Origin of the sequence: Pseudoalteromonas sp. SR45-4 (genome assembly GCF_014163535.1) — a bacterium.
Taxonomy (GTDB): domain Bacteria; phylum Pseudomonadota; class Gammaproteobacteria; order Enterobacterales; family Alteromonadaceae; genus Pseudoalteromonas; species Pseudoalteromonas nigrifaciens.
Genome location: NZ_JACJDO010000030.1, coordinates 24,523 through 50,374, shown reverse-complemented (window position 1 = coordinate 50,374; position 25,852 = coordinate 24,523). Strand labels below are relative to the sequence as shown.

25 protein-coding genes are annotated in these 25,852 nt (G+C 40.0%); 8 read left to right on the top strand and 17 right to left on the bottom strand.

The features are described from left to right. Window positions 1–142 precede the first annotated feature (142 nt). Both H5058_RS12920 and H5058_RS12915 read right to left on the bottom strand, forming a co-directional pair. Window positions 143–487: a metalloregulator ArsR/SmtB family transcription factor gene (locus tag H5058_RS12920; RefSeq protein ID WP_089369128.1), complete on the bottom strand. Its 345-nt coding sequence runs from the start codon at window positions 485–487 to the stop codon at window positions 143–145. Window positions 488–644: 157 nt separating this feature from the next. Next, window positions 645–1,073: an organic hydroperoxide resistance protein gene (locus H5058_RS12915; protein ID WP_011329816.1), complete on the bottom strand. Its 429-nt coding sequence runs from the start codon at window positions 1,071–1,073 to the stop codon at window positions 645–647. A gap of 132 nt (window positions 1,074–1,205) precedes the next feature. Here H5058_RS12915 and H5058_RS12910 point away from each other — a divergent pair, with 132 nt between their 5' ends. Then, window positions 1,206–1,640, top strand: a complete 435-nt coding sequence (locus H5058_RS12910) for a MarR family winged helix-turn-helix transcriptional regulator (RefSeq protein ID WP_182678510.1) — start codon at window positions 1,206–1,208, stop codon at window positions 1,638–1,640. 578 nt (window positions 1,641–2,218) lie between these two features. Then, window positions 2,219–3,565, top strand: a complete 1,347-nt coding sequence (gene astB / locus H5058_RS12905) for an N-succinylarginine dihydrolase (protein ID WP_165744438.1) — start codon at window positions 2,219–2,221, stop codon at window positions 3,563–3,565. Window positions 3,566–3,646: 81 nt separating this feature from the next. On the opposite strand, the gene H5058_RS12900 is transcribed toward astB, so the two are convergent. Further along, window positions 3,647–4,501, bottom strand: coding sequence for a mechanosensitive ion channel family protein (locus H5058_RS12900; protein ID WP_149593269.1), 855 nt, complete (start codon window positions 4,499–4,501; stop codon window positions 3,647–3,649). A gap of 273 nt (window positions 4,502–4,774) precedes the next feature. Here H5058_RS12900 and H5058_RS12895 point away from each other — a divergent pair, with 273 nt between their 5' ends. Further along, entirely contained in the window at window positions 4,775–5,455 is a 681-nt protein-coding gene (locus H5058_RS12895) for an SDR family oxidoreductase (RefSeq protein WP_165744439.1), read from the top strand. 235 nt (window positions 5,456–5,690) lie between these two features. On the opposite strand, the gene H5058_RS12890 is transcribed toward H5058_RS12895, so the two are convergent. Together H5058_RS12890 and H5058_RS12885 are read right to left on the bottom strand one after the other, a co-directional pair. Next, window positions 5,691–5,990, bottom strand: a complete 300-nt coding sequence (locus H5058_RS12890) for a type II toxin-antitoxin system RelE/ParE family toxin (protein ID WP_182678509.1) — start codon at window positions 5,988–5,990, stop codon at window positions 5,691–5,693. Beyond that, complete coding sequence (locus H5058_RS12885) at window positions 5,978–6,235, bottom strand: type II toxin-antitoxin system Phd/YefM family antitoxin (protein ID WP_182678507.1); 258 nt, start codon at window positions 6,233–6,235, stop codon at window positions 5,978–5,980. Before H5058_RS12885 ends, H5058_RS12890 begins: the two co-directional genes overlap by 13 nt. Window positions 6,236–6,678: 443 nt before the next feature. Between H5058_RS12885 and H5058_RS12880 the strand changes: the two genes are divergently transcribed. Then, entirely contained in the window at window positions 6,679–7,992 is a 1,314-nt protein-coding gene (locus tag H5058_RS12880; RefSeq protein ID WP_182678505.1) for a M20/M25/M40 family metallo-hydrolase, read from the top strand. Window positions 7,993–7,998: 6 nt separating this feature from the next. Here H5058_RS12880 and H5058_RS12875 read toward each other — a convergent pair whose 3' ends face one another. Further along, entirely contained in the window at window positions 7,999–8,892 is an 894-nt protein-coding gene (locus tag H5058_RS12875) for a LysR family transcriptional regulator ArgP (protein WP_179807740.1), read from the bottom strand. Window positions 8,893–8,987: 95 nt separating this feature from the next. Between H5058_RS12875 and H5058_RS12870 the strand changes: the two genes are divergently transcribed. After that, window positions 8,988–9,590 carry a LysE/ArgO family amino acid transporter gene (locus tag H5058_RS12870; RefSeq protein WP_179807741.1) on the top strand — a complete coding sequence of 201 codons (603 nt, stop codon included), beginning with the start codon at window positions 8,988–8,990 and terminating at the stop codon, window positions 9,588–9,590. An 87-nt stretch (window positions 9,591–9,677) separates the two neighbouring features. Here H5058_RS12870 and H5058_RS12865 read toward each other — a convergent pair whose 3' ends face one another. From H5058_RS12865 to H5058_RS12835, 7 genes are all read right to left on the bottom strand, one after another. Then, entirely contained in the window at window positions 9,678–10,475 is a 798-nt protein-coding gene (locus H5058_RS12865; RefSeq protein WP_182678516.1) for a response regulator, read from the bottom strand. A gap of 63 nt (window positions 10,476–10,538) precedes the next feature. Next, a complete protein-coding gene (locus tag H5058_RS12860) occupies window positions 10,539–11,255 on the bottom strand; it encodes a Sir2 family NAD-dependent protein deacetylase (RefSeq protein WP_182678514.1) in 717 nt (238 codons plus the stop codon). 98 nt (window positions 11,256–11,353) lie between these two features. After that, window positions 11,354–12,229: a sensor domain-containing diguanylate cyclase gene (locus H5058_RS12855; protein ID WP_182678503.1), complete on the bottom strand. Its 876-nt coding sequence runs from the start codon at window positions 12,227–12,229 to the stop codon at window positions 11,354–11,356. Window positions 12,230–12,411: 182 nt separating this feature from the next. Then, window positions 12,412–13,047 (bottom strand): isoprenylcysteine carboxylmethyltransferase family protein, encoded by a 636-nt coding sequence (locus tag H5058_RS12850; RefSeq protein WP_182678512.1) that lies wholly within the window; start codon window positions 13,045–13,047, stop codon window positions 12,412–12,414. 143 nt (window positions 13,048–13,190) lie between these two features. Continuing rightward, window positions 13,191–16,118 (bottom strand): TonB-dependent receptor, encoded by a 2,928-nt coding sequence (locus H5058_RS12845; protein ID WP_182678501.1) that lies wholly within the window; start codon window positions 16,116–16,118, stop codon window positions 13,191–13,193. Between the two features lie 247 nt (window positions 16,119–16,365). Next, window positions 16,366–17,139, bottom strand: a complete 774-nt coding sequence (gene dsbG, locus H5058_RS12840; protein WP_182678499.1) for a thiol:disulfide interchange protein DsbG — start codon at window positions 17,137–17,139, stop codon at window positions 16,366–16,368. Between the two features lie 9 nt (window positions 17,140–17,148). Then, on the bottom strand, window positions 17,149–17,970 hold the full coding sequence (locus tag H5058_RS12835) for a TlpA disulfide reductase family protein (RefSeq protein WP_182678497.1): 822 nt from the start codon (window positions 17,968–17,970) through the stop codon (window positions 17,149–17,151). Window positions 17,971–18,130: 160 nt separating this feature from the next. Here H5058_RS12835 and H5058_RS12830 point away from each other — a divergent pair, with 160 nt between their 5' ends. Next, window positions 18,131–18,802, top strand: a complete 672-nt coding sequence (locus tag H5058_RS12830) for a response regulator transcription factor (RefSeq protein WP_182678495.1) — start codon at window positions 18,131–18,133, stop codon at window positions 18,800–18,802. Then, on the top strand, window positions 18,802–20,124 hold the full coding sequence (locus H5058_RS12825) for a histidine kinase dimerization/phospho-acceptor domain-containing protein (protein WP_182678493.1): 1,323 nt from the start codon (window positions 18,802–18,804) through the stop codon (window positions 20,122–20,124). The genes H5058_RS12830 and H5058_RS12825 overlap by 1 nt, the downstream gene beginning before the upstream one ends. 16 nt (window positions 20,125–20,140) lie before the next feature. On the opposite strand, the gene H5058_RS12820 is transcribed toward H5058_RS12825, so the two are convergent. Further along, window positions 20,141–20,392: a YfhL family 4Fe-4S dicluster ferredoxin gene (locus H5058_RS12820; RefSeq protein WP_182678491.1), complete on the bottom strand. Its 252-nt coding sequence runs from the start codon at window positions 20,390–20,392 to the stop codon at window positions 20,141–20,143. Between the two features lie 259 nt (window positions 20,393–20,651). Here H5058_RS12820 and H5058_RS12815 point away from each other — a divergent pair, with 259 nt between their 5' ends. Continuing rightward, window positions 20,652–21,104 carry a hypothetical protein gene (locus tag H5058_RS12815; protein WP_225741023.1) on the top strand — a complete coding sequence of 151 codons (453 nt, stop codon included), beginning with the start codon at window positions 20,652–20,654 and terminating at the stop codon, window positions 21,102–21,104. Window positions 21,105–21,273: 169 nt separating this feature from the next. On the opposite strand, the gene H5058_RS12810 is transcribed toward H5058_RS12815, so the two are convergent. From H5058_RS12810 to H5058_RS12800, 3 genes are read right to left on the bottom strand one after another with little or no spacing between them, the layout of a single operon-like run. Further along, entirely contained in the window at window positions 21,274–21,579 is a 306-nt protein-coding gene (locus H5058_RS12810; RefSeq protein ID WP_089369112.1) for a DUF3240 family protein, read from the bottom strand. After that, the gene (locus H5058_RS12805) at window positions 21,572–24,646 is read right to left on the bottom strand and encodes an efflux RND transporter permease subunit (RefSeq protein ID WP_182678489.1); all 3,075 of its coding nucleotides are present in this window, start codon (window positions 24,644–24,646) and stop codon (window positions 21,572–21,574) included. The genes H5058_RS12810 and H5058_RS12805 overlap by 8 nt, the downstream gene beginning before the upstream one ends. Beyond that, window positions 24,647–25,723: a hypothetical protein gene (locus H5058_RS12800; RefSeq protein ID WP_089369110.1), complete on the bottom strand. Its 1,077-nt coding sequence runs from the start codon at window positions 25,721–25,723 to the stop codon at window positions 24,647–24,649. Window positions 25,724–25,852 lie beyond the last annotated feature (129 nt).

Below are 25,852 nucleotides of genomic sequence, written 5' to 3'. Positions count from 1 at the left end.
TTTTATTTTCTCTAGCCAGAGGTTTTCAGTGAAAACAAGGCGAATTTACGCGTCAATAGCTGGCCTATTGCAAGTAAATTCAACGCAGTTAGCGCTGAAAATAGCTGCTTGAGATAAGTTTATTACCCACAGATCAGGTTACTTAGCAACAGCGCTCAGGGCGATTACCCATAGCATTTAAGCGCTCTAAATCACTTTTATAAAATGCTGCTGTTGCAACACGTGTTTGCGTAATTACTGTTTGTGCCCAATCTGGTAGTGCCTTATTAATACTGTAGTACACCCATTGGTTTTGTTTTCGATCTGTAAGCAATCCGCATTGGCGAAGCTGTGCTAAATGACGTGACACTTTAGGTTGGCTTAAATTAAGTGCCGCAACTAATTCGCAAACACATAACTCTTGCTGATCAGCAATAAGCAGTATGGCCTTTAACCGTGTATCGTCCGCTAGGCATTTATAAAATTGCAGGGGGTTGAATTGTTCCATAGCGTCCTCGTATCGTTAATATGTACACAATAAAACAAAAAATGAATATATGAAATAGTGAATATACGATTTTTCGTATATTTATTTTTTATGACCTCAAAAACAAAAAAGCACACAAGGTTATTGTGTGCTTTTTAAATATTAGCGAGTGCCGTTATTAAATAACCGACAGCTCAACTTCAATATTGCCGCGTGTTGCGTTTGAATATGGGCATACTAAGTGCGCTTTATCTACAAGCTCCTGTGCTTGCGCTTTATCCATATCACCCAGCGACACCGCTAGCTTAACTGCAATACCAAAACCACCGTCAATAGCGCCAATCGACACTTCTGAGTTAATGTGCGTGTCACTTGGCAGAGTAATTTTCTCGCTGCCCGCTACAAATTTAAGCGCACCAATAAAGCATGCCGCGTAACCTGCTGCAAATAGCTGTTCAGGGTTAGTTCCTTTACCATCATCGCCGCCTAAGCCTTTAGGAGTTGATAAATCTACATTTAAACGACCATCATCAGATTTAGCAGTGCCTTCACGGCCACCGGTTGCAGTTGCTTTTGCTGTATAGGCAACGTTTTGTAATACATTCATAATGAACTCCAAAATTTAAAAAATTAATTAACTTATTTAGTTTGTGTGCAAAATAATAGAGCAACTAAATATAGATTGCAAATACTTTGCATGCAAATTAAAGTACACTTTATTCAGCAAAGAGGTTAAAGCATGTCGTTTGAGCAATTAAAGTTAAAAAATCAGTTATGTCATCGGTTATACATGGCATCTAACAGCATTGCGCGTGCGTATCGCGAGCCTTTAAACGCGCTAAATTTAACTTACCCGCAATACGTAGTAATGATGGCGCTGTGGGAGCAAGACGAAATAACAATTGCAGAGCTAATAGATAAAACCGCGATAGATGGCGGTGCAATGACCCAAATTCTAAAAAAAATGAGCGACAAATCATTACTGGCTGTTATTAAAGATGAGCACGACAAACGCAAACGCCTAGTGCAGCTCACTCAACAGGGGCAATCACTAAAGCTAAAAGCGGCTGATATACCTAGCAAAGTGCTGTGTAAATTTAATAACGTAAATACAGAGCAAGCAAAACAACTAATGCAGTTACTCGACTTAGTCGTTAACGATTTATCTGATTAATGCATAAACCGTTTAAAATAGCGCGTGTATCAAATAAGTGCATACAGCCCAAAAAACCCACCATATAAGTGCAAAAAGCTAGCAACTTTTTTATATAAAACACTAATTCATTGATTCGTATTCATAAAATATTCAATTAAACGTTGGCATACTTCTTCCTATTACTTTATGTGTTTAAAAAAAATCAAAGGAAAAACCATGTTCAATTTATATCATACCCTTTATCTTTTATGGCGTTTAGACATTAGCGTTTGGCAAGTTAACGACCCTACAAATACCCGCACTACCGCTGATAAAGAACGCGCCTATGTTAAGTAACATCGTATTGTGTAAAGGCTTGGCTTAAAGCTTAGTTGTATAAACTTACTTTAGGCTGAGCTTTTGCGCACTATGAAATTTATGCGTACATTTTTATTAAACTCAAATTAACCGCTCAATATAAAAACAACCCCCTTGCAATAAACCCCACATTTAAAAACATCAAAAAATTAGTAAAAACACTGCGTTTATAACTTTGCAAGCAACCCTATTGCATTGTATTGTTGCATCCTATTAAAAATTTTTTAGTTGGAACGTGTATGAACGCTTTGGAAGTTAATTTTGATGGCTTAGTGGGTCCTACTCACAACTACGCTGGTTTATCGTATGGTAATGTTGCCTCGTTGAATAACGCAGCAAGCTTTTCAAATCCTCAAGAGGCGGTACTTCAAGGCCTTGAAAAAATGAAAGCCATGCATGACAAAGGCCTAACTCAAGGTGTATTTGCCCCTCATGCACGCCCCGACTTAAACGTACTGCGCCGCTTAGGCTTTACCGGTAACGATGCACAAGTCATTCATAAAGCATTTAAAGCCGATCCTATTTTATTACGCGCGTGTTATTCAGCATCTGCAATGTGGACAGCCAATGCCGCTACAGTATCGCCATCTCCTGATACAACCGATGGCAAAGTACATTTTACTTCAGCTAATTTAAATAATAAGTTTCATCGTTCATTAGAGCCTGCAACCACTACGCGCTTATTAAAAGCCATGTTTAATAACGACAAATACTTTGCGCACCACACCCATTTGCCCGACCAAGGCTTTTTTGGCGACGAAGGTGCAGCAAACCATACTCGTTTTTGTGACAGCCACGGCGAGCAAGGCCTTGAAATGTTTGTATTTGGTGCCAGCGCGTTTAACAGCCAATTACCAAAACCAGCTAAATTTCCTGCAAGGCAAACTCTCGAAGCCTCAGAAGCAATTTGTCGCTTGCATAATTTAAAAGATTCAAGCCAAATTTTACTACAGCAAAATCCAGACGTAATAGACCAAGGCGTGTTTCATAATGATGTAATTGCAGTAGGTAACGCCAACGTATTACTGTGCCACCAGCAAGCATTTTTAAATCAAGCTTTGGCACTGCAAGATATTCGCGAAGCCTATGTTGGTAATAAACAATTTTATATTATTGAAGTACCTACAAGTAAAGTAAGTATTCAAGATGCAGTTAGTAGCTATTTATTTAATAGCCAACTAGTAAGCCTAAGTGATGGCTCTATGTTATTAGTAGCGCCAAAAGAGTGCCAACGTAATAGCGCGGTTAACGACTACATTGAAGAAATGATCATGGCCGATAATCCTATAAACCAAGTACGCTTTTTTGATTTACGCCAAAGTATGCAAAATGGCGGCGGCCCAGCTTGCTTGCGTTTACGGGTTGCTTTGAACGAGCAAGAACTCGCTGCAGTAAACCCAGACGTTATTTTAACCGACACTAAATACACACAATTGTGTAACTGGGCACAACGTAACTACCGCGACCAATTAGGTGCTAAAGACTTTGCCGACCCAGCACTGCTGAGCGAAAGTTACCAAGCACTTGATGAGCTAACCCAACTACTTAATTTAGGCTCAGTGTACGACTTTCAATTAGAAGGTTAATACCTCAGCCTACACAAAGGCTAATACAAAAATAGCGAGCCAAGGCTCGCTATTTTTATTTATGTTTATGTTAATACATACTTAAGCATCTTTGTTTACAGTTATGGCCGATGCCATAGACTCAGATATATGCAGCGTACGCTGCGGAAATGGAATACTCAGCCCTGCGCCTTCAATTGCTTCTTTAACACGTTTATTTAAATCCCACACAGTTTGCCAATAATCACCATTAACAGCCCACGCACGTAATTGAATGTTCACTGCGCTTTCGCCTATTGATGTCACCATTACTTTAGGTGCAGGCTCTGCGAGTAATCGGCTCTCTGATGCGGCTAATTCTTTAAGTACATTTAAGCCAACGTCAATAGAATCAGCATACGAAATACCCACCACTATATCCATTCGTCTTTTGCCATTACGGGTAAAGTTTTTAATATTGCCACCCCACACTTTGCCGTTAGGCGATGCAATATAAAGGCCGTCGGTGGTTTTAAAAATGGTAGTAAATAAGTTTATTTCGTTAACTGTGCCAAGCGTGCCGCTAGCATCTACAAAATCGCCTATTTTAAAAGGTCTGAGTATTAGCAGCATAATACCCGCAGCAATATTGCTCAGCGTATTTTTAAGGGCTAAACCAATCGCTAAACCAGCAGCACCCATTAGCGCAATTAAGCTTGCCGTATTAACGCCAAAAATATCTAAAATAAATAGCCCGCCAATTATATAAACTAAATAACCAGCAATACTCGATAAAAGAGGGAGTAGCGTACTATCCACCTTTTTTAATGGCGATTTAGAATTTTTAATCGCTTTTTTAACCGAGCGTGCAATTAAGGCACTCGCAATTAAAATCACCAACGCTAAAATCACTTTGTACCCTAAAGTGATGATTGTTTCTGAATGGCTTTGCCAAAACGCTAAAAGTTTATCTTTCATGTTTGTTCCGATAAATGTGGCTGAAACTCAGCAAAATAATGGTTAAATCTAATAAAACCGACTTCAAAAGAAGTGGCGTGAGTATATAGAATAAAAAATTTAAACCTACCTTTTTTAATCACTTATTTCAATTTTAATAACGGCCTAAAAACCATGGTTATTAGAATATAAAACACCGCCATTTATGGCTAATTTATAGCGACTATTCAATGTAGGTTAATCGTTTATTGGTATGGTGATTTTAAGTTTTTAACGTTCATTAAGAGGTTATCTATGGCAAAAGAAAAAATAGTACTCATAACCGGCGCTTCAAGTGGCATTGGCGAAGCAACCGCAAAAACTCTTGTAAATAATGGTCATAAAGTAATACTTACCGCTAGACGCGAAGATAAGTTAACTGAGTTAGTAGAGTTGCTAGGCTCAAATAATGCAATGGGCGTAGCCGCAGATGCAACCGACTTTACCGCGCTTGAAAACGTAGTTGCTAAAGGCATTGAAAAGTTTGGCCGACTAGATGTAGCCTTTGCTAACGCAGGCATGGGCGTTTCAACCGCTGGCACCGAAAAAGGTGATCCGGATGAGTGGTCAACTATGATCGACATAAACATTAAAGCCCTACTGTGGACTGCTAAATTAACCCTGCCGCATTTACGCCAAAATAAAGGTCACTTTATATTAACCAGCTCTGCCGCTGGCCGTAAGCCAATTGGTGGCTCTATTTACGGTGCAACTAAATGGTTTGCTTATGGCTTTGGACAAAACTTAGCTGAGGAAATGAGTGAGTGGAATGGCCGCTGTACAACCATCGCACCAGGTATGGTAAACACCCCGTTTTTTGATGAAGCTAAACCCGACAAACTCGACCCTCAAGATGTAGCCGACGCCGTATTATTTGCGATTGAGGCAAACCAGCGCAATAGCGTACGCGAAATTTATTTAATGCCGACTAATTAAAGCGTTAGTTGGTTTAGTTTTGGCTGTCAGGTTTAATACAAGTGGTATTAAACCTGGTGGTTGCTTGTCCTAAATATGGGCTGAGAGCTGTTTAAGAGAAAAATTTTGGTCGTTTAAAAGCCCTGTTATATTTTTTAAACTGCACTTGTCGCTCTATTTTAATTTGCGATTTTCTTAGTAATCAAGATGGATTCAGCCAAATTTTCATACTAGTGGATTTACTTGTTAACCGTATTTAATTCTGTAAAAGAAACCTGCGTAAATCTCGCTCTTGTCGCATTACATGTAAAATATAAACCTTATCATTTTCAATTTTATAGAAAATACGACACGGATTAACAATAACTTCTCGGTAGTTTAAGTTATTTAGCTCAGCAGGCCTTTTACCTAATTCTGGATGATTTTCTAACCTTGATACTTTCTCAAATACTTTTTGAACCAATTTTTTAGCCACAATCAGATTACTTAAAGCAATATATTCAGCAACATAATTTAAATCATCGAGAGCTGGAGATGTCCATATTATTTCAGCCATTTACTCATTTTCTCTTTTGCTTCTTGATTAGAGAATAAATGGCCATTTTTAATAGCTTGTTCACCGCGCGCTACACCTTCAAGGATTGCTATTCGTTGTAGCATGAATTCATAATCATCAACATCAACTAGATAAGCAGATGGTTTACCATGTTCTGTAATTAACACAGGCTCTTTTGAAGTATGAAGATCAGCTAATATTTTAGTAGCTTGGCGTTTAAGAGTCGTAACTAGCTCAACTTTCATAAAAAATCCTATCTAGAACTTAAGTAATGTATCACTATAGTATCACAGCAGCCGGAGGTTACAACGACACGACTAAAAATTAGCCTACGATATTTGTCATTTCACAAATCGAAATGTCACTATATTACAACAACTTAACCAAGCTATAAAATAACTAACTGTAAACAGTTAGTTAGCTTCGCCTTACCTTTTCTAAATGTAGCAAAACCCCAAAATGGTGGAGTTCAGTAATATCAGACGTATAGCTGATTAATTATACCCGTTGATTATTAATTAAGTGGTTATATTTAAATACCTGTGTTTAAACTAATAACGCGCTCACCCTTAAACTTGTAACTCGTTATTGCTTATAAAATTAGTTAAAAATCACAATCTACCCCTATTGAATCCTCTGTATTTTTACTTCATATTAAATACTCTTATTTCTCACTTATTATGCTGTTATGTCATTTTTAAAATTTAGCCATGCACTCATTCTCACACTTGCTAGTACCTTACCGCTTATAAGTTATGCTGCGCTTGATAAAAATGAGCGTGAAATAGTAAAACAGGTCGATAAAAACATTCCCCAAGCACTTAAAGAAATAGAGCAAGCCGTAAATATTAATAGCGGTTCGCTTAATATTGAAGGTGTAAAAAAAGTAGGCGCGCTTACAAGCGAGCAACTTAAGGCCATTGGTTTTAAAGTAGAATGGCTGGATGGCAGTGCGTTTAACCGCGCAGGGCATGTATTGGCTACCTTTGAGAGTAAAAACCCCGATGCAATAAAAATACTGATGATCGGCCATCTAGATACAGTCTTTGCCAAACACGATGATTTTACAACCTACAAACAGCTTGATGCCGATACAGCCAGTGGCCCAGGCGTTGCCGATATGAAAGGCGGTAACACGATAATAATTACCGCACTTAAAAGCTTGCAAGCGCTTAACTTACTTGAAAATGTAAGCATAAAAGTAATACTCACTGGCGATGAAGAAAGCAGCGGTCGTCCACTTAGCTTATCTAAACAAGCTATTGTTGATGCAGCAATTTGGGCTGACGTAGCGCTTGGCTATGAAAATGGCGATAACAATATAAAAACTGCTATGGCGGCGCGCCGTGGTTATACCGGTTGGACGCTAAATGTAACGGCAAATGCAGCGCATTCGTCACAAATATTTAGCGAAAGCGTTGGTTATGGCGCTATTTACGAAGCATCGCGTATTTTAAATAGCTTTAGAGAACAACTTGCCACACAACCTAATTTAACTTTTAACCCAGGGCTTATTGTGGGTGGCACAAATGCCGACTACGACAGCGCTAATTCGTCAGCAACTGCGTTTGGTAAAAGTAATGTAATAGCACAAACCGTACATATAGCAGGCGATTTACGCGCACTTTCGCCAAAGCAAGTAGAAAGCGCTAAAAGGGTTATGCTACAAATTGCTAGCAACAGTTTAAATGGCAGTAAAGCAGAGCTTATTTTTGAAGACGGTTACCCGCCAATGGCATTAACTGATGGCAATAAAAAGCTATTAGAATTATACAGCGACGCAAGCCACGACTTAGGCTTCAACAAAGTAGTAGCTGCCAACCCACGCAACGCAGGTGCAGCTGATATTTCGTTTGCCGCAAACCATGTTGATATGGCACTTGATGGCTTGGGCTTAATGGGCAGTGGCGCGCACACTAAAAACGAAACTGCCGATTTAACCAGCCTTGATAAAAACATTAAAAAAACGGCATTACTCATTTATAGATTAGGCCAGTTATAAGCACCTTTAAATTGGTTCTAATCGGTTAGCCGCAACTTGCATTGCAAACTTACGCAGTGCTTTAAGTTGCGGGCTTTCACTTTGCCAATAATGCCAGTACAAGGGAGTATCAATATAATACTCTGGAAATAAGTCAACTAACCCTCCTTTTTGCAGGGAATCACCGAGCTGCAAAGTCGGCAATAAACCATACCCTAGGCCTGCTATCATGGCTTGTTTAAATCCTTCTGATGAGGGATATATATGCATATACTCTGGCGTTGAGCCGTTAATATCGGCTAAGAACTGGTGCTGTAGCTTGTCATATTCACTAAAAACTAAACACGGTACCTGCGCCAATTGCGTAAGCGAAGTGAGGTTATGCTGTTTAATAAAATCAGGACTCGCAATTGCCTTGTAACGTATAGCACCTAATGGGCTCGCTAATCCACCATTTACAGGTTCAGAAGATGAGCTAATACATACCATTACTTCGCCGTCTTTCATTCTTTTATGGGCGATGGATTGATCCTCTGAGATCACTTCAAATCTAAATTTACAATCAGATTCTGTATCTAGTATGGCAAGGGCTTCTGGCAACCATGTAGCTAGTGAGTCAGCATTGGCAGCCAACTTTACACTAAGAGGTGTGTTTAAGCTGGAGTGCTCGTTAAGTGCATCTACGTTTAAAGCAACTTCTAACTGCAGGACTTGTTGTAAATGATTAAGTAAACGCTTTCCAAGAGCGGTTGGCCGCGGTGGCTGCGTTCTAATAATTACAGGCTCTCCAAGTTTGGCTTCGAGTTGATGAATACGCCGACTTACTGCCGATTGCGTAATAAATAGCTTTTTAGAGGCTTTTTCAAATCCGCCTTCACTAATAACCGCCGACAGTGCATTGAGTAGTTGATAATCAATCATGAGTTTTACGCATATAACCCTAAATGTATTCATTGGATTTGTAACAGAATTATCAATACCCTGCAAGGCATTGAATAATTGAGTGGATTTTAAGTATGTCGTTTTTATCGGGTGTGGTGCTGGGGCTAAGTTTAATTATTGCTATTGGCGCGCAAAATATTTGGATTTTAAGCCAATGTATGGCTGGCGCTAATCGGTTTGTTTTAGCCACGGTATGCATTATTTGCGACGCGGCTCTTATTTTAATAGGTGTATTTGCAGCAAATGAATTACAACAATTATTACCGGGCTTACTGCCTTGGTTAACATGGGGCGGTATTGCGATGCTATTGTACTTAGCGTATGGATCTGCAATGCGAGCGATTAAAGGGACTTCAGGTTTAAAGATAAGCCAAGTAGAAAAAGTAAACTGGTGGGGTACTGCCCTTTCGGCCTTTGCAATCAGTTTGCTAAATCCACATGTGTATTTAGATACCGTGTTATTACTTGGCAATATTGGCGCTTTACAACCAAACCCAATGCATTTTGCACTTGGCGCTTGTGTTGGGTCAATAATTTGGTTCAGCACCTTAGTGCTTTTTGCACCTAAACTTAAAAGTATATTAAGTTCATCATTAAGATGGCGAATATTTGATACCACAATTGCAGTTATATTATGTTTTGTGGCGTTTGGGCTTTATAACGTACCTAACCAATAGTAAAAAAGCAGCGACTTTTTACAAGCGCTGCTTTTGTTTTATTCGCTTAGGCTAATGAGTTTTACAGTTAGCCTTAGAATTAATAATTTAAGACATTATTTTAAATAGTAATTCTCTCACTTTTGCTGGTTCAAACGGTTTGTCGCATATGGCATCCACTCCGGCTTGAGAGATGTTTGCTAGGTGGGTTTCATTGGCCTCTGAGCTCACCATTAAAATAGGAATATGTGAGTAGCTATTTGAGCTTCTAACGGCTTCTGTTAGTTCTCGCCCGTCCATTTCTGGCATGTTGTAGTCGGTTACTATTAAGTCAAACGGTTGGTTATTCAAGTGCTCAATAGCTTCTTTACCGTTTTCAGCTTCTATTGGTGCAGGTATTCCCATCCCCGCAAGTACACGTATTATGTGTTTACGCGCAAAGCGGCTGTCGTCTACCACTAAAACTCGCAGCAACGTTACGTCAAAATGATCAAGTTCTACTTCTTCTTCGCTAATTATATCTAAGGTAGCTTTAAGCGCTCGGGTAATGGCTTCGCTCGTAAAGGGTTTAGGTAAAATAGCTAACACGCCCGATTGCCTTAATTGCTCAAGATACTTTTTATTACGCTCGCTCGATACCAACATAAATGCTTGGTGCTCTGTGCGCGGGTTCGACCTAATGTTTTGTAGCAGTGAATCGGCGGTGCCGTCAGCTAAGTACATACTGCTAATAACTAAATCTGGTTGGTAATTTGCAAGTAGGGTTAAAGCTTGGGTTTGTGTAGTGGTGGTTTCTATTTGTTTTACACCACTTTGTATTAATGATTTTATGATCAGTTTTTGCTGCACTTCTGAAGGCTCAACCAATAATATTGATAGATTAGCTATTTCAGTTAAGTCACTAATTTATATTTCTTTATTATTATAATCTTGCTGTTTTTATAAGGAGCTAACACTCGGTTTAAAACTTTAATTACTCTGAATATATTCAAGCGCGGTCATTTTTTTATAACTTACATTTGGATGTAAAATATGTGCTGGGTGTGGATCTACAACTTCTAACGCAATATTGTATTCGCGGGCTATTTCCAGCGCCATTTGGGTAATGTTAACGCTAAACGATGTACCCATAAATACAATTTTATCGGCATTGACCATGCGTTGTTGTGCTTCGCTAATTTTATATAACTCGGTGTAGTATTCATCAAATAATAATACAAACGGTTTAAAAGAGTGATTAAGCACTGGCGCTTGGTTTTGAATATTAAACACCTCAAATAATGAGTTGTTTAAATGAGCCTCATCTACCTCATCCCAAGGGGTAATCACCGTTTCTACGTTTTCGCCTTGCTGATGAAACAGGGTCATTTGATCTAACCTGCCATGAACTGCAATATAGTTTTTATTTCCTGCTTTACCATCAAGCCCATCTATATTTTGCGTTATTAGGTTTTTATCTTTTAGCCAATAATGTACGTCGTTAGGGCCGTGGTTTCTATACGTTGCAAACCTGTGGTAATACCAAGCTAAAAACTCTTTAGGGGCGTTTTGATACATAGCGCGTGTGGCCATTTGCATTGGTGTATAATTTTTACTACCAATAGTCCAGTAACCATCTTCACCTCTAAAGGTAGGAATACCGCTGGCTGCGCTAACGCCCGCGCCTGTAATATATAACGTATTAATTGCTAACCTCTGCACTTACTATTTGAATCCAAGTTATGTAACATAAAATACTTAACTTACCTAACTGGCCTGCTTTTTTATTATTTGAGCGTTTAATTTTAAGTTGGGTAATCTATGCTATTGGCACTCATTCTTTTGATTTTATACATGGCTTGATCTGCGTGTTTTATTAATTGATGGTCTGTTTCTCCGTGGGTGGGGTAATTTGCAATTCCAATACTCGGAGATACATTTAATGATAGATCATCTACTTCAAATGGCTGTTGGAACTGCCCAATTATTTTTCTTTTAATAGCCGTGGTATCGCCAGCGCTACTTAAGCCCTCTAGCACAATCAAAAACTCATCTCCGCCTAAGCGCCCTACTGTATCGTATTCTCTTACTACGCTTAAAAGCCGCTGTGCTATGTGTTGCAGTAACTTATCACCCATAAGGTGGCCATACGTATCATTAATAGCTTTAAAGCCATTTATATCAATAAATAATATCGAAAATAGTGTGTTTTCTCTTTCTGCTTTTACTATTGCAGTCTGTAACCTGTCCATTAGTAATGAGCGATTTGGTAAACCTGTAAGTCCATCATGGCCAGCCATATAATAAAGCTGCTCTTCCATTTTTTTTCGCTCAGTAATATCGTGAGCAACTGCAATTCTTACTTGGTGATCTGATGACCAGCACACTGACCACAAAATATGTATTATTTGACCGTCTTTACGAACCCAGCGGTTTTCGAACCGTGAATGAGTTGTTTCGCCCGACAAAAGTGAAGCAACGGCATTATAAGTTTTATTATGATCGCCTTTATAAACGTAATCAATCATAGGCTTGCCTACTACTTCGGCAGCTTTATAACCAAATATTTGTTCAAACGCGGCACTTACAAATACAAACTTACCTACTTTATCTACCACGCACACAGCATCAAGCATTAAATCAAGCACATCTTCTAGTTCTATTAACTCATTTTTTGTCATACTATGTTTGCCTCTAAAGCAAGGTGAAGCTAGTTAAGTATTCAATATATTAACGTTAAAATATACTTGTAAAAATAGCAATAAATTGCTTTTGTAATCATGATTTTTTGTAGCGAATGTAAAGTATTACTCATTGGTAGTTAAACTAAAACCCTCATTGCTGCAAAATAACGGAGTAATTATTATAACCAACGTGGTACTAATTCTTTATATTTTTTATATTGGGTGTTAAATATGCTCACTAAATGCTGCTCTTCAATCAACACCTGACGATATAACGCAGTAAGCCCAACCAGTAAACACACTAAGCTAAACACACTCGGCAATGCTAAAAAAAAGCCTAACTGCGCCGCAGCAACGCCTAAATACATAGGATTACGAGAATACGCATAAAAGCCGTTTACTTTTAGCTCATAGGGCCCTTGTGGGTCTATTCCTGAACGCCAAAGTGATGCCATATTAAAATGCACCACCATAGTTAATATAAAACCAACAGTTAATAAAGCATTACCTAGCATTACGCCTGGCCATGTATTTAACGGCACAAAAATTCCGAGGTAGTTATCGGTTGCAGGTATAAATACTCTTACAACACACACCAACCAAATAGCAGCTCTAAAAAAACGAAAAACGAAGTGATTCCACCAATTAGCGCAATATTTTGTCCCTGTAAAAATCACTCCCGATGGTGTATTGCTGTTTTTATAGAGTATTCTAACGGTGTAGAACCCCGCTACAAAGGTATAAAAAACGGCTAAATAAATGCGGGTAAATTCGATTAAGGACGCAGAGTCATTAATTAAAGGCTGATAGGTTATCAATATTAGTTACTCGCGGTGATTACTCAATTTTAATTATAAATTCATCATAGTATTCATACCGTTAAGAAACAAGGTAAACACAAATAATAAGCCAACTTTATGTTTAAGCCGGCTTATTAAAAGTTGCTTTAGGGGGCAGTTTAAAAGCTGTAGTTAAACCCAGCGTAATAACGCCTGCCCGAGTAGCTTGAGTTTAGTAACCGTGCGTCACTATCGTTACCTAAACGGGTAACCGACTCTGACTTGGTTAAGTTTATAATTGCTGCGGTAAAACTGAGGCCTTCGTATAAGTTAATTGAGGCATTAACATCAACTTGATCGTATGGGTCTTGGTACACGTTTAAGCCACTATTTAAGCCCAGTACCGTTTCGCCGCGCTTATTATATGAGGCACGTATGTTAAAATCATCACCCTCAAAATAAACCGAAGTATTATATTGATACTTAGCACTACCGATCAGTGGCGATTGTCCAAATGCTTCGCCATCTACGGTTACTTCTGCTTTATTGGTTTTGTTATAGGTGTAGTTAGCGTAAAAACCAAAGCCGCTATCAAAGGCATGTTGCAAAAACACCTCGGCTCCTTTAGATACCGCGTTAGTGCCATTACCTACTGTGCTGTAAGGAGTAATATTTATATTACCCGCCTCTACAATACCGTCTTTACCAGCAAAGTTTTGTTGGGCGTTAATTACCACTGGCACTACAAAGTTATCAACTTTTTTATGAAACAGCGCTAAGCCAATTGCTGAGCCTTCTGCGTAATAATATTCGACAGATAAATCCGCTTGTACCGATATAAACGATTTTAAGTTTTTATTACCGCCACTGCCACTAAAGCCAGGTTGCTCGTTAAAATCGGCTCTGTCTTGTGCCCACTCGTCTGAAATATAACTAATGCGTTGCTGCGCGCCTAAATCAGCATAATCGGGGCGCGACATTACTTTAGCAACCGCGCCACGAATAACTAAGTCATCTGTGGCATCCCAGGCAATGTTAAAGCTAGGCAGTACTTGGGTGTCGGTGTTTTGTTGCACTACAAGTTGGTAATCCTCGACTGAGCGATCATCACCGGTAACAGGCTCCCCTGTTTCATCATTGGTATGATCTAAAAAGTAGGTATATAAATCGGTAGAAGCACTCATAGTTTTGCTGCGTACAACCCGTACCCCTAAATTACCTCTAACTTGATTAAATTCAAAGTCACCTTGCAGATAAAAAGCCGCTATTTTTTCTTCTATATCGTATACAAAGTTGTCTTCCATACGGGTGTAAGGCACGTAGTTACTGGTAATCATATCGCGGTATTTATCCCAATCAATACTGGGCATTTGGTTTATATTAAAGCCCCCTGCAATATTGCCTTGGTTAATAAAAACATCTTGTGCTGCCGGCATACCGTTATTCCACTGGTAACTATCAAAGCGGGTTATGCCGCCCTCTTTGGCTTCCCCGGCGGCAATATCAAAACGAGGATCTAAAAAGAAGGTATTACCGGTTTCGCGGTGCAATGTGGCTTCGCGGTATTTTACGCCGGTTTTAATGGCTGTTAAAAAACCCCAATCGGTGTAAAAATCTAGATCGCCTTGGTAGTAACTTTCTTCAAGCTCGCTGCGTACAAAGCTTGAGTTTGATGAACCCGGATCGCGCCCACCGCCTACGCCACTGAGTAAATTAGCCAGTGTATTTGGGTCTATATTGAGGGTTACATCGTTTTTACCAAGTTGCCAACCAGCATTTTGCGCTGCGTTTTCAATGGTTGTTGGGTTTTCGCTGGCATTTGAGCTTTTATAGGCGGCCTCCCAACTTTCTTCTGGGCCGCCTTTTGAGCGAGTATTGCCCGCAACAAAGCGCGCTTTAAAATCATCACCTTCGTAAGTTAAATTAAAATCGAAGGTATCTGAACTCGACTCCTCACGAACATAACTGCCACGCATCCACGGAAACTGCATGTCACCTTGTGCGCCACTCGCTGTAGCATCAAACTGCATACCATTAACAATCGTGCCCGATTCATCCAAGTTCACATCGGTTAGGTAATCGGGATTTAACGACCACTCTGGCATATCAATAACCGACTCAGTTCTGTTTTGCCCCAGCGTAAAGCCAAAATAGTTTAATCCTATTTCTACACGATTGGTTGGACGCCACTGCGTACTAAACTGTATGCCTTCACGTTCACGTTTTTCATTAAGTACCGAGCCGCGCACGACTTGTGGAAACCACACGCCATCATAATTATTACCATTGGTATCGGTAATTGTATCCCAGCTATTATTGTTATTTACCGCATTACCATTTACATCTACCGGTTGGCCATCACCTGTGTAGCGCCACACATTGGCATCGGTGCCACCAGAGAGGGTACGGTTGGTGCGCTCTTGGCGAGTATACCCTACTAAAAAACCAAGCGTTTCTGCATCGTTTTTCCAAGAATATAAACCGGTTAGTTGTGGCTCACTGTTTTGCGTTACATCACTGTAAGTACCTTCAACATTGAGTACTCCAGAGTTTGCCTCCATGCTAAGCGGCTTACGGCTATGCATTAATACTGTGCCGCCTACACCACCTTCATCTAAACGCGCTTCGGGCGATTTATATACCTCAACACTGGCTATCATGGCTGAAGGGAGTAGCGTGTAATCAAACGAACGCGAAGGCTCGCCTGGTGACGAGGCAATAAAATTACCGTTAAGCTGAGTAAAAGTAAGCTCAGACGACAAACCACGAATACTTACCGATGCGCCTTCGCCGCCATCACGCTCAATCATTACCCCTGGTATACGTTGCAATGAGTCGGCTACGTTTTTATCTGGAAACTTACCAATATCTTCTGCGGTTATAGCATCAACAACTGAGCTAGACATGCGTTTAATGTCGAGGTTTTCGGCCATACTGGAGCGAATCCCTCGTACTTCTATTACTTCTATACCGGCATTATTTTTAACAGGTATGGCTGGTTGCGCCGCATACGCGCTACCTATGGCAGATAAAACAGATAAACACAGCGCTGATTTTATAAATGTTAATGCTGGTAGTGAAAAGGGGCGATTATTGCAAGTACTCATGACAGTGTGCGGTTCCGTTTTATGCGCTTTTGATACTTAGCGGCAGCGCTATCAATAAAGGTCAATAGCGGGTCAAAAATTGCTGCTAAGTCTACAGCGCCAAACTTAATGGCCGATTAATAAAGTCTATAACTTACTGAATAGCTTATGTAAATAACAAAGTGTAACAATGTTTAACGTTATTTATAAAAAAGCCGGTAAAACTTTTACCGGCTTGACGTTGCACACTATGTACTTGGTTGGTTGTTTACTTGGTTGGCTTACTTGGCAGTGGGCCGAGGATCTCAGTCATTAATGGCGCAGGCGGTAACCCCATTTGCATTTTTACCGCACCATTAGCATCGTGATAAAAAGTAGCGGGGGTGGCTCTGGCACCAACCCCCATCATTATTAGATGGTTTTTCATTAATTGCGCATTTATGTGCTCAGGTGGATTTTTTAGCGGCTGTAATGTACGCGCTAAATTATCGTTTTCAAACTTTTTTAACACTTCTTTAGGGTTGCTTGCACTCATAATAGCCGCCGCTTTGCCTAAGCTGTCGGCTTTTAAAATACCCACTAAAATATGGCGTATTTGTACCTCACCCGCATCCACCCAAGGACGCGCATTTTGCCAAAACTGTCTGCAGTAAGGGCAGTTTGGATCAGTGAAGGTATAAACTACTCGCTTTGCCGAGGCTGAACCATCAACTATCCAATGGCTACTCTCTAATGTTTGCCAGTCTTTTTGCGCTTTAGGGCCTGTAGCGTAGTCGTTTGCCGCTTGCTCTCCTATATTATTACCATTGGCGTCAAGCATAGGCCCGGTAAATAAATATTGCTCGTCGGCGGTGATATATAAAGTAATAACTTGGCCTTTAAAGTCGGCAACATAGCCTTTCATGTTGGCAGGCGCTGCAAACTCGCTGACTATTTCGCCGCCTTGCTCAGTAACTAACTTAAGGGGTGCTGGCAGTGCTTTTTGTTGAGCCAATATGGGCGAGGTAAACGCAAGTAATGGCAATAAATAAATTAACTTCATGAGGCATCCTTATTGTGCAGACTGTTGATTTATAGCTTGCATGTAATAACGCAAACTCGCGTGTGAGAGCTCTCCCATGTGACTGGTTACTAATTTGCCATCACTGCTATAAAAAAGCGTGGTTGGTAGCCCAGCAGCTCCGGATTCACGACTTACATTACTGTTTTGATCAAAAAACACATTGCGTAAGTCGAGCTGCTCAGCATTAATAAATTTTTGTACCGTAAATAAATCCTCTCCTTGGTTAACAAAAACAAAAGCTATATTAGGATTGTTTTTTTGCGCAGCCTGTAATACCGGCATTTCTTTACGGCACGGTGGGCACCACGACGCCCAAAAGTTAATAACGACAGGTTTGCCTTTAAATGACTGTAAATCAACCTCTTTACCACGCAGGTTATATACCGCAGATTGTGGCAGCTCAACCCCAGTTTTATAAATAGAGGCAGCAAAGGTAGGCACCATAATGGTCAACAACGCGACAATAGCCGCTATGAAATAGGTTTTCAGCACTGCTTTTTTGCCTCGCGCATACAGCGCCAACACAAGCGCACCCGCCACCCAGCCATAAGAAGGTATAAAGCCGCCATCACTTATATTAATAAGTTGCCACCAGTTTTCTTGATACGCATCCCACATAATCAAAACAAACATTAATCGCGCAACAATAAAGCCCACTACAAATGCTTTAAATACCGTGTCTAAAATTGCTTTTTGCTGTGGTTGCTTACGGGTTTGTAAATAGGTAAGCAACCAAAATATGCCTAAGCCTAATAAAATAATAAGCTGCGAAATGGCAATAACAAACGGCCCGAGTGAAATACTTAACATAGCTATAAATCTTCTTTAAATACGGTTAGCCGCTATAGTATACAAAGCGTTAATTAAGCCAATATTAAGAGCAAAAATTAATAGTAAATAAGCACATAGCCGTTACTTCACCAATGGAAACAGGTATTCTAGCTAGGGTATTTTAAACAGGGTAGCGAGTATGTTTGTATTGTTAGTGGAAGATGATGACGTAATAGCCGACGCTATTTGTACTTACTTAACCCACCAAGGGCTAGCCGTTGAGCACGTTAGTACACTAAGCGCAGCCACTACTTATATGCAATCGAGCAATTTTGATTTATGCATTCTTGATTTAAACCTACCCGATGGTAATGGCATTAACTGGTTAAGCTGGCTGCGTGACAATCGTTTTTCGCTACCCGTGCTTATTCTTACCGCGAGCAATACCATAGATGACAAAGTTATTGGATTAAAAAAAGGCGCCGACGACTACCTGGTAAAACCTTTTGATTTAAGAGAGTTATTAGCGCGGCTATTAAGCTTAAAGCGCCGCGCAAGCGATAGGCTCAGCAATACAGTTACTCACGGCGCACTGCAATACGATTTAGAGCAACATAAAGCATTGCTCAATGGCACGCTTGTTTGCTTGTCACGTAACGAGGACTTATTACTGCAAACCTTTTTAAATAGTCCGCAACAAATTTTAACCCAAAGCCAGTTAAAAAATGTACTTTATGGCGTGTGCGATGATGTAGCGAGTAACGCACTTAACGTACATATTTTTAATTTACGTAAAAAACTAGGCGCACCGGCAATAGAAACCATACGTGGCCTAGGCTTTAGATTAGGCACAATAGAGGTGAGCCACTAATGAGCTTGCGGTTACGGTTAACGGTATTGGTTGCAGCGGTATTTTTAGGCTTTTGGCTTATCGCCAGTGTGTGGATGATATCGGGGTTAAACAATAAGTTAGAGGTTAACTTTGATCAGCGCCTGCGCTCAACCGCTTTTATGTTAGGTAACATTTTAGCCCACGTACCCAAAGATGCGCTCAGTAAAAGCCTCCCTGATATTATAAATGCCAGTGGGGTAAACACTGAAAAAGGTCTAACCTGTCAAATTAGCTCCCTGCAAGGCAGTATAATTGCCAGCAGTAACAGCCAATCGTTTCCCAATCAGCCTAGCTTAAACCAAGGTTTTAGTTATTTAAGCTCTGGACAAGCGCAGTGGCGTACATTCACCTTAATTACTGCGCAATATAAAATTACCATTGCCGATAAAGTGGCCGAGCGCGATGTGCTCTATCACGACTTGCTCATTAGCATACTCATTCCACCGGCGTTAGCTATTTTTGTTGCCCTAATATTACTTTGGTTTGCAATTGGCACAGGAATACGGCCAATAAAGTTATTAATACACGCGCTTGAAAAACGCGGCAGTCACGACTTAGAACCGATACAGTTAAACCAGCCTTTAAAAGAACTGCAACCGCTTATAACTAGCCAAAATGCCTTAATGGCCCGCTTAGCAAAAGGGATCAGCCGCGAAAAACACTTTACCAGTAATGCCGCGCATGAGCTAAGAACCCCACTAGCCGGCATTTTAGCGCAAATACAATTAGCTGAGCTTACGCAAGATGCCACCCAGCAAAAAGCACTAGGGCAAGCTAAAAAAAGTGCGCATAGATTAAATACTATTTTAGACAATCTACTGGTGTTAGCCCATGTAGATGCCGACACGCCGCTAAACATTACAGAGCCTTGGGAACTTGAGTCGTTAATTACTACTGTGGCAACAGAATCAAACAACAATAGCGCCCGCTTAACCTATAATATAACAGCAAGCCAGCCAGTGTACTGTATTCCCAGTGCCATGCTCACTATAGTGTGTCGTAATTTACTTGATAACGCATTTAAGTACAGCAAAGCGAATACACCAGTCATTTTAGCCGCTAATTTAACAGCCACAGCACTAAAAATAACCATTAGTAACCACGCCTATATTAACCAAGCTGACTTAGCTAATATGGCAACTCGTTTTTGGCGTAAAGGCGCAGCAAACGGCGCTGGGCTTGGCCTATCAATTGTGGCCAGCATCGCCGAAAAGTACCAAGGTTCAGTTGCTTTTACAAATGACGAAGACAGATTTATAGTGAGTTTTAATCTGCCAATTAAAAATGTCAACCCTCAATAAGTTAGCTTCAAATTACCTAACAACTACTAGTTAACCTTACGTACTTATCGGCAAGCTCATCAATAGTTTCACTATGGGTTGGGTCTGGCTTAATACAATCAATTGGGCAGACACTTACGCAAGTAGGCTTATCATAATGACCTACGCATTCAGTGCATTTACTGGGATCTATTTGATATATTTTAGCCCCCATATAAATAGCCTCATTTGGGCACTCTGGATCGCACATATCGCAGTTAATGCATTTGTTATTTATGAGTAGAGCCACTTATAAGCCTTTCTAATTAAAATCATTACAAAACATACAGATAGAGTTAATCCAAATATTTTTTGACTACTTTCAATACAAGTCCAATTCAATTAAAAACCTTTATTTTTCATTAAATCGTAGCACATATTCCTAACACACCGTTTTATTTTGGGGTGTAAATTACAGCCGCGAATTATGCCTATTTCTCTCTATTTCTTTGTTGATCTTAATCAATAAAAATAGCCGTAAGGCCTTTATTTATATAGGTTACAACAAAGTGAAAAACTCTTTATCAACACTTACCAAGGCTCAGTACACTAAGGCAAAAATAGAATGGAATCAGCTCAAACCGCCGTTTTCTATGCAGCACATAAATCGGTGTGCTACGCTGGCTCAAAATATCATATTTTTTGAAGAAAAAAGCATTGGAAAACAAGGCCTTAAATCTAGTCGGACTAAAAAATTATCGAAATACGAAGCACAACACCATATTCGACTAATTTTCACCAAGTCTGGTACAGCCATTTTCTATTCTAATTTCCCTAAACCATCTGGCATAGCCAATACCAAATTAGGTGAAGTACCTGAATTAACGATAGCAAAAGCGCGTAAGCTTACTGAACAAAGCTTAATAGAGCGCCATAACACCGCACCTACCAAATTTGCAGCTTCATCGCTCAGAACATATCAATGCAGAATAAAAAAGCTCAGGCATCATCTCCCGGCTTAAGCGAGCGTTCCAATCTCTTTCAGCTGGAGAGTTAGAAAAAGTTATTGATAACATCAATAAGGCAGAATCCAATAACCCAGCAGCTGATATTGACGACTTTTATGTATCTGACCGTGTAGAGAGCCCCTAACTAAATATACATATCATGATCTAACTATAAGGGTATTAATTATCTAAGACGCCCGCTTTCATATATAGGCGTAACCCAGTATTTTAATGATGTGTGTTGGCATACAGGGCTTAATGCTGTTTTGATAATTTGTAGCTGCGCTAATAATATATGCACCTCAAACTGATAAAAGCTGCGATGCCCTTCTACTTGCTCAGCAATATCAAATTCACTGTGCTCCTTGCTGTAGCCTTCAATGTTTTTTAAGTTAAAGCCGGTAATGCAGTCTATGCCAATTAATATATCAACCACTTCATCTTTTATGTTTGTGGGTACATTTAGGGTAAAAAGTAACTGTTCAGCCATGTTTTTTCTCCAACCAACCATAAAAGATAGGCAGTAAATAAAGTGTTGTAATTGTTGAGGTAATTAACCCGCCAACAACCACAATCGCCAATGGCTTTTGAATCTCAGCGCCAGGGCCGGTAGCGAATACCAGTGGCAGTAAACCAAACATTGCGGTTGTGGCTGTCATTAACACTGGGCGAAGGCGTCTGCTTGCGCCATCTAAAATGCGCTGCATTACATTGGCAGAAAACATTTTCATTTGCTCTAAGTGGCTGATCATCACAATACCATTGAGTACCGCTACGCCAAGTAAAGCAACAAAACCAACCGATGCAGGCACCGAGAGGTATTCGTTACTAATAAACAGGGCAATCACTCCCCCCATTAACGCAAACGGAATATTAGCAATTATCAGCGTTGATTTAGATAACGATTTAAACGTGGTAAATAAAATAATGAAAATCAGTATTAATGCCACCGGAATAAGCACCAGCAAGTTTTGTGTTGCACGTTGCTGGCTTTCAAATTCGCCACCAAACGACAAGGTAAAACCACTGGGTAATTTTATGCTGCTATTAATTTTAGCTTCCAGTTCATTCACATAACTAACCACATCGCGGTTATCCACATTAACGCTTACAGAAGCAAAGCGTTTTGCTTTTTCTCGCTCTATTAACAATGGCCCCGTTTTAAAGCTAATATTAGCCACCTCTTCAAGTGGTAGTAGGCTGTTGTCGGGCATTAAAATTAGCTTTTGCTTTAATGCGCTCATTGACGATAACTCAAAGTGTGCTGCGCTTTCGCTTTTTTGTGCATTAAACACAATTGGGATCACGCGGTTTCCTTCTTGAAGTGCCGATACCTGCAAGCCTTCTAATTGCGACTTTAAATAATCGCTTAATCCTTCGGTGGTTAAACCAAACTGACTAGCAACCCCAGGAATAAGTTTAATATTTACGTATTTACCCCCTTCAATAAGCGCCATTTGCACATCACTTGCGCCGTCAATATTAGTGGCAAGTGCAGTGATTTTTTCAGCTAATGAGGCAAGTGTCGCAATATCATTACCAAATACTTTAATCGAAATATCACCGGTACCACCGGTGAGCATTTCTGATACCCGCATTTGTATTGGCTGAGTAAAGCCAATATTTACCCCTGGAAATTGCGTAAGTGTTTGTCGAATATCCTCGATTAGCAGCGCTTTGGAGTCAAAACGCCACGTATCTTTTGGTGCTAATTCCATAAACACATCGGTTTCGTTTAACCCCATAGGATCAAGCCCGAGTTCATCGGAGCCGGTACGGGCAACAATTTGTACGATTTCTGGGGTGTTTTTTAGCAGTGTGGCTTCAATTTGTTTATCGATATCCAGCGAGGCTTGCAAGGAAATACTCGGCGATTTTTCCAGTTGCACAATAATGTCGCCTTCATCTAAAACGGGCATAAAGCTTTTGCCAAGCCCCTGAAATAACACCCCACTGAGCACTAAAACAGCGACTGATATAACACTAATAGCCACCGGCTTTTTAATTGCTTGGGCAAGTGTTTTAGTATAAAAGCCTTGTAATAGCGTCACCATTTTAGGTTGGGTTACGGGTTCATTTTTTAATAACAACGAGGCTAAAATTGGAATAACCGTTAACGACAACAACAGCGCACTTAGCATGGCAAACACGATAGTTAACGCCACTGGGGTAAATAACTTGCCTTCTAGCCCTGTTAACATTAATAGCGGTGAAAACACGATAATTATAATGATTGTGCCTGAAAACACTGGCGTCGCGACTTCTTTACATGCGCGATAAATAACATGCAGCCGAGGGAGGTGCTGATTATTAGCCAGCCGATTTACTATGTTTTCAACAATAACTACCGATGAGTCCACCAGCATACCAATGGCAATCACTAAGCCACCTAAACTCATTAAATTAGCCGATAAATCAAACTGATTCATCATTATAAACGTCAGCAATGCCGACATAGGTAAAGACAAAGATACCACCAATGAAGAGCGAATATCGCCTAAAAACAAGGCTAGTAGCACTATCACTAAAATGATAGCTTGGCCTAATGCGCTGGTAATGGTGCTAATTGCGGTATTTATTAAGTTAGAGCGGTCGTAAAACACATTAATTTTTGTGCCTTGCGGTAATGAAGCTTCAATGGTGCGAAGTTTATCTTTTACATCTTCAACAACTTGCGCTGTATTACTATTTTTAAGCGCAATTATAAGCCCTTGTACCGCCTCTTCACTGTTTTTAGTGACTGCGCCATAACGGGTTAAACTGCCAACGTGTACCGTGGCAATATCACTTAACCGAATAACCTTATTTTGAGTGGACTTAATCACAGTATTTTCAATGGCGGTTATATCGGTGTATTTGCCCTCAGTGCGCAAAATAAAAGTGTCGTTGCCTTTTTCTAAGCGCCCTATGCCACCGTTTTGATTCGTTTGCGTGATTGCTAACTTCATTTCATCAAAGCTAACTTGATGCTGTTGCATCAATAAGGTGTTGGGAAGTATTTCATAGGTTTTTGAAAAGCCGCCAAGACTATTCACATCTGCAACGCCGGTTACAGTGCGCAGCAATGGACGAATTTGCCAATCTAAAAGCTCTCTTTTTTCAATCAGCGATAAGTGAGTACTTTCTATAGTAAACATGAACACCTCGCTCAAAGGCGTGCTCATTGGCGCCATGCCGCCACTAATATTACTGGGCAAGGTGGGCAAAATATTTAATAAACGCTCATTAACTTGCTGACGGGCCCAATAAATGTCGGTGCCCTCTTTAAAGTCAATGGTAATATCCGTAATAGAATATTTAGTAGTAGAGCGCAGCATTTGCTGTGACGGAATACCCAGTAATTCGGTTTCAATCACCCGTGTTACTTGCGATTCTATTTCAAGGGCGTTCATGCCGGGTAATTTGTAAACTATTTTAACTTGGGTGGGCGATATTTCTGGAAAAGCATCCACCGGAATACTTAACCAAGATTTAGCGCCAATGGCCATAGCAACAATAACAAAAATACTAACAAACAAACGCTGAGTAAGTGAAAACTTAATAAGCTGGTTTAACATTTACTCTCCCCCTAAGTGAAGCAACATACCTTGTAGCGCACTTACCGAGCTTATTAGTATCTTCTGATCATCTAGGTTTTTATTGGCAGTAAACACGTAGTCTTTGCCTTGTGTACCTTTGAGCTCAATCGGCAGTAACTCAAGGTTATCGCCAGATTTTAAAGCAATGTAATTAACATCTTCAAATTCAAACACCGCTGACTTTGCTATTTTAAAGCCTGTTAATTTATTTACCGGTGTGACTTTGATGGTTTGCCCCAGTGTCAGCTGGCACTCATTCGAGCTTAGCGACGCCCATACTATTTGATGGTATTTATCTACAATACTGTCATAGCTCTCAATATTTAAGCTGCAATTTTGTGACAGCTTAAAATGCGCTAACGTGTTGGTAAAACTAAGGGGGACATTAATCTTAACGCGAATACTACTTGCATCGATAATATCAAACGCGGTGTCACCCATCACACGGTTTCCCGACTCATTAGTGAGTTTTAAAATGCCCGTTTTTGGACTCACTAAGGTCACGTTTTCATTATCATCAATGTTTAAAAATGCCATTTGATGTTGCATATGTTCAAAATTTAGCTTGGCTTCAAAATAGCTTTTAGTAATTTCAACCCATTCAGAGCTTCTTATTATTTTGTTTTTTAAGTGCTGTTGGTTTATGTCGTAATGGCTTTTAGTAATAGCGAGCATGTCTTTTGCTGATTGATAGGCATCTAAAAAATGGTGTACATCGCTGCCCTCAACGCTTGCGATAGTGGCGCCCTTTTCTACCATGCTGCCGTTAGGGTATAAGTAACGAACCTGCTGTACATCAAACGCAAACAGCACCGTGTAATTGACCCCGGGTTTGAAATTGACTTCACCAATTAAACTTTGCCCGTTAATAAACTCTGTTTTTTGAATTGGCGCAAATTCGACATCAAAACCACTGAGTGAAGAAAGCTCTACAGGTGCTAAATTTTGTGAAGCATGCACAGGGATAAGTGTTAATAAAGCCACCATAAAGAATAAAAATAACGTATATTGAATACGTAAAAAGTGAAGAATTTTTGTTGTAAAATTTAACAGCATTGCGTTTGTTCACATTTGATTAATTTCATAGAATGAACCATGACTTTTTTAGACTGTTAAATCATCAGGCAAACGCCGTACGTACCCAAAAAAAGCGTGACTCACGGTATGGGACATATGTCCATTGTA